We start from the raw sequence: 8,720 nt of genomic DNA, 5'->3' as shown, positions 1-8,720 counted from the left end.
GAAAACGACACGACACACCAACAACAGCTACAGCGTCATCCCGCACCAAACCAGCATCCGACAACACGATCGACGGCCCCCGCTCGGTCGAAAAACAAGATGTAAACGTGCCGCTATTCGCCCATACACCCAAGGCGAATATTCTTCGGCAAATCTTCGTTAAAGGACGCTACTTCTATCTATTCAGCGTCACACAGCTAAGTCACACACAGCTAAATCGCACCCCTGGCACCCTGTCAAGCCTGGCCAAGGGCAGGGGAAACGGTGAGGCCGGAGACCATTGAGTCACCCACGGCAAAGGGAATCACCGACGGTGACCAGCACTCGGAGTGAGGTGCGGCAGCGAGCCACAAGATCACTGCCGCACCTCGGAGCGCCCTCACCTAGAGTGATCATCGCCCTTCCCGCCTCACTCTCCGACCACCTGCTGTGACGTCACTCACAAGCGGTAGGAACGTGGGGAGTTGGGCACGGAACCGCAGGTTGCACCGGTTCAGCAGTTCCCCTCGCGCCGGTAAAGGCGGGCTGTTGTCACCTTGTTGAATTAGCGTCAGGTGTTCTGCCGGCCGACAAGGAGCTGCCTTCCCCGTCCGTTGCCTCCCCGTCGCCGGGTCAGCTCACCGGGGCGGCTCCCGCGATGTGCGCCTCGATCGCGTCCATCACCGCCGCGGCATTCGCATTGATGTAGAAGTGACCGCCCTTGAACACCTTGATGTCGAACGGCCCGTTGGTGTGGTCGGCCCAGGACGTGGCCTCGTCGACCGTCACCTTGGGGTCGTCCTCACCCACCAGCGCGTAGATCGGGCAGTTCAGCCGCGGACCCGGCGCGTAGCGGTAGAGCTCGGCGGCGCGGTAGTCGGCGCGGATGGCGGGCAGCACCATGCGCAGCAGCTCCTCGTCCCCGAGCACCGCCGCGTCGGTGCCGCTCAGCCGCTTCATCTCGGCGATCAGGCCGTCGTCATCCGACTCGTGGACGCGTTCGTCGCGGGGGCGCGACGGTGCGCGGCGGCCCGAGGCAAACAGGCCGAGCGGCACCGTACCCGCGGCTTCAAGGCGGCGCGCCACCTCGAAGGCGACCGAGGCACCCATGCTGTGTCCGAAGAGCGTCACCGGCTTGTCGAGCCACGGGCGCAGTTCGTCGACCAACTGCTCGGCCAGGTCCTCGACCGTCTCGACACATGGCTCGTGCCGCCGGTCCTGCCGTCCGGGGTACTGGATGGCCAGCACGTCCACCGCCGGCGACAGCCGCTGCGAGACCGGATGGTAGAACGGCGCCGATCCCCCGGCGTGGGGGAAGCAGACGAGCCGCGTCGCGGCCTCGGGGGCCGGGTGGAACTGTCGGACCCAGGCACTGGATGCTCCGGTCACTGTGTTTCAACTTCCTCTCTCGGCCGACGCTCGGCGTCGGCTGGTGCAGGCCTCAGCTGGCCCAGCTGGGCACATCCGTGATCTTGAGCACGGCGGACGAGCAGATCCATCCCGGGCCCTGGGAGGTGAGGAGCACGTGGTCGCCCGGGGAGAGCTCGCCGGTGCGCACGCTGTGCTCGAGCGAGATGATCAGGTCGGCGGCGCCCGCGTGGCCGACGGACTTGCCGAACTCCCAGCTGGAGCGCTCCATCGGCAGGCCGAGCGGCTGCATCAACGCCTGGTCGATCATGCGGCCGTCGAGGTTGATCGCGATGACCTTGGCGATGTCGGAGGCGTTGACGTCGGCATCGACCAGCGAGCGGAAGAGGATGTCCAGGTCGAACGCGGACAGGCTCTCCAGGATCTCGGTGAGCGGCATGTCGTTCTCGTTGAACTGGATCGCCCGCTCGCCGACGCTGAGTTCCTCGTAGACCTTGGTCTGCGGCGGCAGCAGCGATTCCTCGCCGCGGTGCCACTTCTCCAGCTTGTGCAGCGTGCCGGTGTTGAGCGCGCGGATCTCGGCGAAGCCGCTGTCGGCGCTGACGATGGCGGCCGCGGCGCCGTCGGAGAGGATGTAGGTGGTGCCGAAGTCCTTCCAGCGGTTGATCGTGGGGGTGCTGAAGTTCTGGGCCGTGGTCAGCAGCACCGTCTCCAGCTTCGCGGCGCCGGTGACCTGGCCGACAGCGGTGTCCAGCGCCGCGAGCATGCCGTTGCAGCCCTGGTGGATGTCGAGGGCGGGTATGTTGCCCGCGCCCAGCTCCCGCAGGATGTAGCCAGGCGGGTACGCGCCGTCCGGGCCCTGGTAGTAGACGCTGCTGTGAATGTGGGAGTCGATCGACTCGGCTTCCACCCCGGCGCGCTCGATGGCGCTGCGCGCCGCGCTGACGGCCATGTCGACCGCCGGTACGTCACCGGCCACGTGGGTGCCGGTCAGGCCGCTGGCCTTGTACACCTCTTCGTCGTACATGCCCTCCGCGATCGCCTGCTCGCTGCTGACCCACTCGGGCAGGTGCACACCGACAGAGCTGATGTAGACGTCTTCTACTCTCACTGCGCGTTCCCTTTCGTGTCCTCGACCAGAGATTCAGCTGTCGAGGATTTCCTTCTTGAGGTACCGGGCGATTTGGCCCGCTGTGCTGAAGTCGAATACGAGCGTGGGCCGCAGCCGCAGGTCCGTGGCGGCGTTGAGCCGGTTGCGGACGTCGAGCGCCGACAGCGAGTCGAAGCCCAGGTCCTTGAAGGCCTGTTCCGGCGCGATCTGGTCGGCGGATCCGTAGCCGAGGGCGTCGGCGACGTACTGGCGCACCAGGTCGAGGAGGACTTCCTCCCGCTCGGTGTCGGTCAGTTCCGCCAACCGCGTCTTGAGCGTGGCGACTTCCTCGGCAGAGGACTCGGCGGTCCGGCGTGTCGCGGTGCGCACGATGCCGCGCAGCAGGGGCGGTGTGGTCCCGGCCTTGGCCCGCTCCTTCAACTCGGCGTGGTTGAGCCGGGCGGGCACGACGAACGCCTCGTCGTTGCCCAGGTGCCAGGCGGCGTCGAAGAGCTCCATGCCCTCGGCCGAGGTGAGCTCGGTCAGGCTCGACCGGGTCATGCGCGCCGTGCCCGCCTGGTCCAGGTGGCCGGTCATGCTGCTGCGCTCGGCCCACAGGCCCCACGCCATCGACACGGCGTGCCCACCACGCGCCCGCCGCTCCTGGGCCAGCGTGTCCAGGAAGGCGTTGGCGGCCGCGTAGTTGGCCTGGCCCGCGCCGCCCAGGGTGCCCGAGATGGAGGAGAACAGGATGAAGGCCGACAGGTCGAGGTCCTGTGTCAGCTCGTGCAGGTTGAGCGCCGCGTCGACCTTGGGGCGCAGCACCGCCCGAACCCGGTCCTCGGTCAGCGAGGGGACGATGCCGTCGTCCAGGACTCCAGCGGTGTGCACGACCGCGGTCAGCGGGTGCTCCGCGGGGACCGAGTCCAGCAGCCACGCCAGGGCGTCCCGGTCGGCCACGTCGCACGCGGCCACGGTGACGTGCGCGCCCCGTTCGGTCAGCCGCTTCGCCAGCTCCGCCGCGCCAGGGGCCTCGGGTCCCTGGCGGCTGGTGAGCAGGAGGTTGCGTACGCCGTGCTCGGCCACCAGCCGGTCGGCGACCAGGCTGCCGAGCAGCCCGGTACCGCCGGTGACCAGCACCGTTCCGTTCGGGTCGAGCACGGGCGCGCCCTCGCCGGCCGGCGGCACCGGCTTACGGGTCAGCCGCGGCACGCGGACCTTGCCCTTGCGCAGGACGAGCTGCGGCTCGTACGAGGCCAGTGCCTTCGTCACCGAACGCCAGGAGGCGCGGCTGTCGTCGACGTCCAGGAGGACGAACCTGCCCGGGCTCTCCGTCTCCGCGGAGCGGACCAGGCCCCATACGGCGCCGGCGGCCGGGCAGAGCGTGCCCTTCGTGAGTTCGGCGGCGACCGCGCCACGGGTGAGGAAGACCAGTCGGGACTCCTCGAACCTGTCGTCCGCGAGCCACGCCTGGACCGATCGGAGGGCCGAGAGGATCGTCTCGTGAGCCGCTTCCGCCGCGTCCTGGGGGGTCAGCGGGCCGGTCGTCGCGGGCTGGGCGGTGACCAGCACCACCTCGGGCGTGACGGCACCCGCGTCGAGGGCCGCGCTCAGCGCCGCCAGGTCCGGATAGGCCTCGACGTACTTCCCCGCGGCCATCAGTGCGGAGCGCGCCCGGAACTCGTCGCTGCCGACGATGACCCACGAGCCGGGCGCGGTGGACTCCGCCGGCGCCGCCTCCGGGCGAGGGGTCTCTGCGCCCTCGACCCACTCCACGCCGAACAGCGCGTCGCGCAGACCGTCGCGGGAGCGCCCCAGCTGGGTCGGGTCCACCGGCCGCAGCACAAGTGATTCGACCGTCGCGACCGGCGCGCCCGTACCGTCGGCCACTGTGATGGCCACGGTGTCGTGGCCCTCTTCGGTGGGGCTGAGGGCGACCCGCAGCACCACCGCTCCGGCGGCGTGCAGGGTCACACCGCTCCACGAGAACGGCAGGCTCACCCGGTCGTTGTCGGAGAAGAACGCACCCAGGCGCATCCCGTGCAGCGACGCGTCGAGCAGCGCGGGGTGGACGCCGAAGCGGGCGGCCTCCGCGTGGTGCTCCTCGTCGAGCACGACCTCGGTGAAGATCTCGTCCCCGCGCCGCCACGCGGCCCGCACGCCCCGGAAGGCCGGCCCGTAGTCGTAGCCGGTGGCGGCGAAGTTCTCGTACAGGTCCTCGACCTGGATCGGGACCGCGTCCACCGGCGGCCACACGCTGGCCAGGTCGACCGTCGCGCTCCGTCGCGCGGCGGCGGACCGGTCGGCGACGGCGAGGACGCCCGTCGCGTGGCACGTCCAGGACTGGGCGCCGTAGTCGCCGTCCCGCCGCGAGTAGACGCTCAGCGCCCGCCTGCCCGTACGGTCCGGCTCCTCGACGGTGAGCTGGAGTTGCACACCGCCGCGCTCCGGGAAGATCAGCGGCGCCTGGAGGGTCAGCTCCTCCACCAGGTCGTAGCCGACCTCGTCGCCCGCGCGGACCGCGAGTTCCACGAACGCGGTGCCGGGCAGCAGCACGGTGCCGCCCACCGCGTGATCGGCGAGCCAGGGGTGGGAGCGCAGCGACAGCCGCCCGGTCAGCAGTACGCCGTCGGAGCCCGCGAGCTCGACGGCCGCGCCGAGCAGCGGGTGCTCGGCGGAACCGAGCCCGAGGCCGGTCACCGCGCCGGTGCCGGCGGCCCCGAGCGAGGCGTTCAGCCAGTAGCGCTGGCGCTGGAAGGCGTACGTCGGCAGATCCACCCGCGCGGCTCCAGCCCCGTCGAACGCCTTGGTCCAGTCGACGGCCACTCCGTGGACGTACACCTCGGCGAGGGAGGTCAGGAAGCGCTGCGGACCTCCCTCGTTGCGGCGCAGGGTGCCGTTCACCACGCTCTGCTCCGCGCCTCGGGCCTCGGCGATCTCCTGGAGCCCGATGGTCAGCACCGGGTGAGCGGATACCTCGATGAAGACCGCGTCCCCCTCCGCGAGAAGACCGCCGATGGTCTCCTCGAAGCGAACGGTGTGCCGCAGGTTGCGATACCAGTACGCGCCATCCAGCTCGGCCGTATCCAGTAGCGCACCCGTGACCGTCGAATAGAACGGCACCGACGACGACTTCGGCTCAATCCCCGCCAACAGCTCCGCCAACCGCTCCTCAATGACCTCCACCTGCGCCGAATGCGAGGCGTAATCCACCGCGATACGACGCGCCCGCACCCCATCAACCTCACACCCGGCCAGCAACTCATCAAGCGCCTCGACCTCACCGGCCACCACCACCGTGGCCGGCCCGTTCACCGCCGCGACCTGAATCCGGCCACCGAACGCCGCGATCCGCTCAGCAACCTCCCCAGCACTCAGCGACACCGACACCATCCCGCCCAGACCCGCCAGCCCACCGGCAATCGCCTGCGAACGCAGCGCCACCACCTTCGCCGCATCCCGCAGAGACAACCCACCCGCCACGCACGCGGCCGCGATCTCACCCTGCGAATGCCCCACGACCGCCGCGGGCTCAACACCGTACGAACGCCACAGCTCAGCCAGCGACACCATCACGGCCCACAGCACCGGCTGGACGACATCCACCCGCTCCAGTGACGGCGCCCCCGGCACCTGCCGCACCACCGACTCAAGATCCCAGTCGACAAACTCCGCCAGCGCCCGCCCGCACTCAGCGAACCGGTCGGCGAACACCGGCGCGCTGTCCAGCAGCTCGACCGCCATACCCGCCCACTGCGAACCCTGACCCGGGAAGACGAACACCACCCGGTCGCCCGCACCGGACAGGCCCGAAGACGGACCGGTCACCACACCCGCAACGTCCTCACCCCGCGCCAGAGCACCCAGCCCCGCACGCAGCCCTCCTTGGTCACCGACGACGACCGCACGGTGCTCGAACCGCGTCCGACCAGAGGCAAGCGACCACCCCACATCCATCGCCGACAACTCACCACGCGCCTCAACGTGCGACAGCAACCGCTCCGCCTGCCCCCGCAGCGCCTCCACACCGCGACCAGAGAGCACCCACGGCACCATGACCGGTTCGCGGCCCGGCGTCGCCGGCTGCGTCGGCTCCTCGGCCGGGGCCTGCTCCTCGGCCGGGGCCTGCTCCAGGATGAGGTGGGCGTTGGTCCCGCTGACGCCGAAGGCGGAGACGGCCGCCCGGCGCGGTCGGCCGATCTCCGGCCATGCCCGCTGCTCGGTGAGCAGTTCCACGGCCCCGGACGTCCAGTCCACCCTGGGCGACGGCTGGTCGGCGTGGAGTGTCTTCGGCAGGACGCGGTGCCGCAGGGCGAGCACCATCTTCATCACCCCGGCCACCCCTCCCGCCGCCTGGGTGTGGCCGATGTTCGACTTGAGCGAACCGAGCCACAGCGGCTGGTCCTCGGGCCGCCCCTGGCCGTACGTGGCGAGCAGCGCCTCCGCCTCGATCGGATCGCCGAGCGTGGTGCCCGTGCCGTGCGCCTCGACCACGTCCACGTCGGTGGTCGAGAGGCCGGAGTTGGCGAGTGCCTGGCGGATGACCCGCTGCTGGGAGAGTCCGTTGGGGGCGGTCAGGCCGTTGGAGGCGCCGTCCTGGTTGATCGCGCTGCCCCGGATGACCGCGAGCACCGGGTGTCCGTTGCGGCGGGCGTCGGAGAGCCGTTCCAGGACGAGCATGGCCGCGCCCTCGCCCCAGCCCGTACCGTCCGCCTCCGCGGAGAACGCCTTGCAGCGGCCGTCGGCCGAAAGACCGCGCTGGCGGCTGAACTCGATGAAGATGCCCGGCGCTCCCATGACCGTCACACCACCGGCCAGGGCCAGCGAGCACTCGCCGTGCCGGAGCGCCTGGGCGGCCTGGTGAAGCGCCACGAGCGACGAGGAGCAGGCCGTGTCGACCGTGATGGCGGGGCCTTCGAGGCCGAGGAAGTACGCGAGACGACCGGAGACCACGGCAGACGCCTTGCCGGTCAGCAGGTAGCCGTCGAGACCCTCCGACGCCACGTACAGCGGCGTGCCGTAGTCCTGGTACGTCGTACCGGCGAAGACGCCGGTCTGGCTGCCCTTGAGCGAGGCCGGGTCGATGCCCGCGCGCTCGAGCGCCTCCCACGTGGTCTCCAGCAGCAGGCGCTGCTGCGGATCCATCGCCAACGCCTCACGCGGCGATATCCCGAAGAACGCCGGGTCGAACTCGGCGGCGTCGTGGATGAAGCCGCCCGCCCTGACGTAGCTCTTTCCGGGCTGCTCGGGGTCCGGGTCGTAGAGGTCCTCGATGTTCCAGCCGCGGTCGCTCGGCATCTCGGAGACCGCGTCCCGGCCCTCGGCGACGAGCTGCCACAGTTCCTCGGGCGTGCTGACGTCGCCGGGGAAGCGGCAGCCCATGGCGACGATCGCGATCGGCTCGTCGTCCGGGCGCGGCGTCGCCGTCTCGGCCCCCACCGCGCCGGCGTCGGCGTCTGCGTCGGAGCCCATGAGTTCCGCACGCAGGTACCCGGCCATCAGCGAGACCGTGGGGTAGTCGAAGACCGCGCCCGTCGGCAGCCGTAGCCCGGTGGCCTCGTTGAGCCGCTTCCGCAGCTCCATCAGGCGCATCGAGTCGAAGCCGAGGTCTTTGAACGCCCGTCCCACCGCGACCGCGTCCATACCGGCGTGCCCCAGCACCGCCGCGCTGTGGGTACGGACCAGGTCGAGCAGCACCCTCTCCTGCTCGGCCACGGCGAGCGCGGCGAGCCGCCCGGCGAGTCCATCGTTCGCGTTGGGGTCCTCCTCGGCGGCGGTGAGCGATGTGCCGGACTGCTGGTGGGCCGGCTGTCGCCGCTGCGTCTGCCGCTTCTGCCGCCAGGAGGCCAGCGTGGGCAGCAAGCTGCTCAGCAACGCTTGCTCTTGATCGCCCTCGACCTCAAGCGTGGCGGCGAGGGACGCGAGGTCCTCGCTCTCGATCGCCTCCCAGAAGCGCGCCTCCACCTCGTCGACGCGCGCCGAGCCGGGCGAGGTCTCCAGCCAGTAGCGCTGACGCTGGAAGGCGTACGTGGGCAGCTCGACGCGGGACGCGCCGGTCCCGGTGAACGCCGCCGTCCAGTCCACGGGCACGCCCTGGACGTAGGCCTCCGCGAGCGAGGTCAGGAAGCGGTCGAGACCGCCTTCATTCCGACGCAGCGAGCCCAGCACCACGCTGTTGTCCGCGCCATGGGCCTCGGCGATCTCCTGGAGCCCGATGGTCAGCACCGGGTGGGCCGACGCCTCGACGAAGACCGCGTCCCCCTCCGCGAGAAGACCGCCGACG

The 8,720-nt window shown here is 70.6% G+C and carries 3 protein-coding genes and 1 pseudogene; 1 reads left to right on the top strand and 3 read right to left on the bottom strand.

Annotated features, from left to right (window positions below):
* Positions 1-284, top strand: a 284-nt coding sequence (locus tag ACZ516_RS33785; protein WP_469013605.1) for a hypothetical protein, incomplete at its 5' end; no start/stop codon positions are given.
* A gap of 328 nt (positions 285-612) precedes the next feature.
* On the opposite strand, the gene ACZ516_RS33780 is transcribed toward ACZ516_RS33785, so the two are convergent.
* From ACZ516_RS33780 to ACZ516_RS33770, 3 genes and pseudogenes are all read right to left on the bottom strand, one after another.
* Positions 613-1,368, bottom strand: a complete 756-nt coding sequence (locus tag ACZ516_RS33780) for a thioesterase II family protein (protein ID WP_469013602.1) — start codon at positions 1,366-1,368, stop codon at positions 613-615.
* 52 nt (positions 1,369-1,420) lie between these two features.
* The gene (locus ACZ516_RS33775) at positions 1,421-2,458 is read right to left on the bottom strand and encodes a ketoacyl-ACP synthase III family protein (RefSeq protein ID WP_469013600.1); all 1,038 of its coding nucleotides are present in this window, start codon (positions 2,456-2,458) and stop codon (positions 1,421-1,423) included.
* 33 nt (positions 2,459-2,491) lie between these two features.
* Positions 2,492-8,662, bottom strand: a pseudogene (locus ACZ516_RS33770) (SDR family NAD(P)-dependent oxidoreductase); the annotation flags it as partial.
* Positions 8,663-8,720 lie beyond the last annotated feature (58 nt).

Source organism: Streptomyces sp. NPDC034037, from assembly GCF_055575715.1.
The sequence above is the reverse complement of the archived record's forward strand: the minus strand, read 5'-3'. Positions and strand labels throughout refer to the sequence as shown.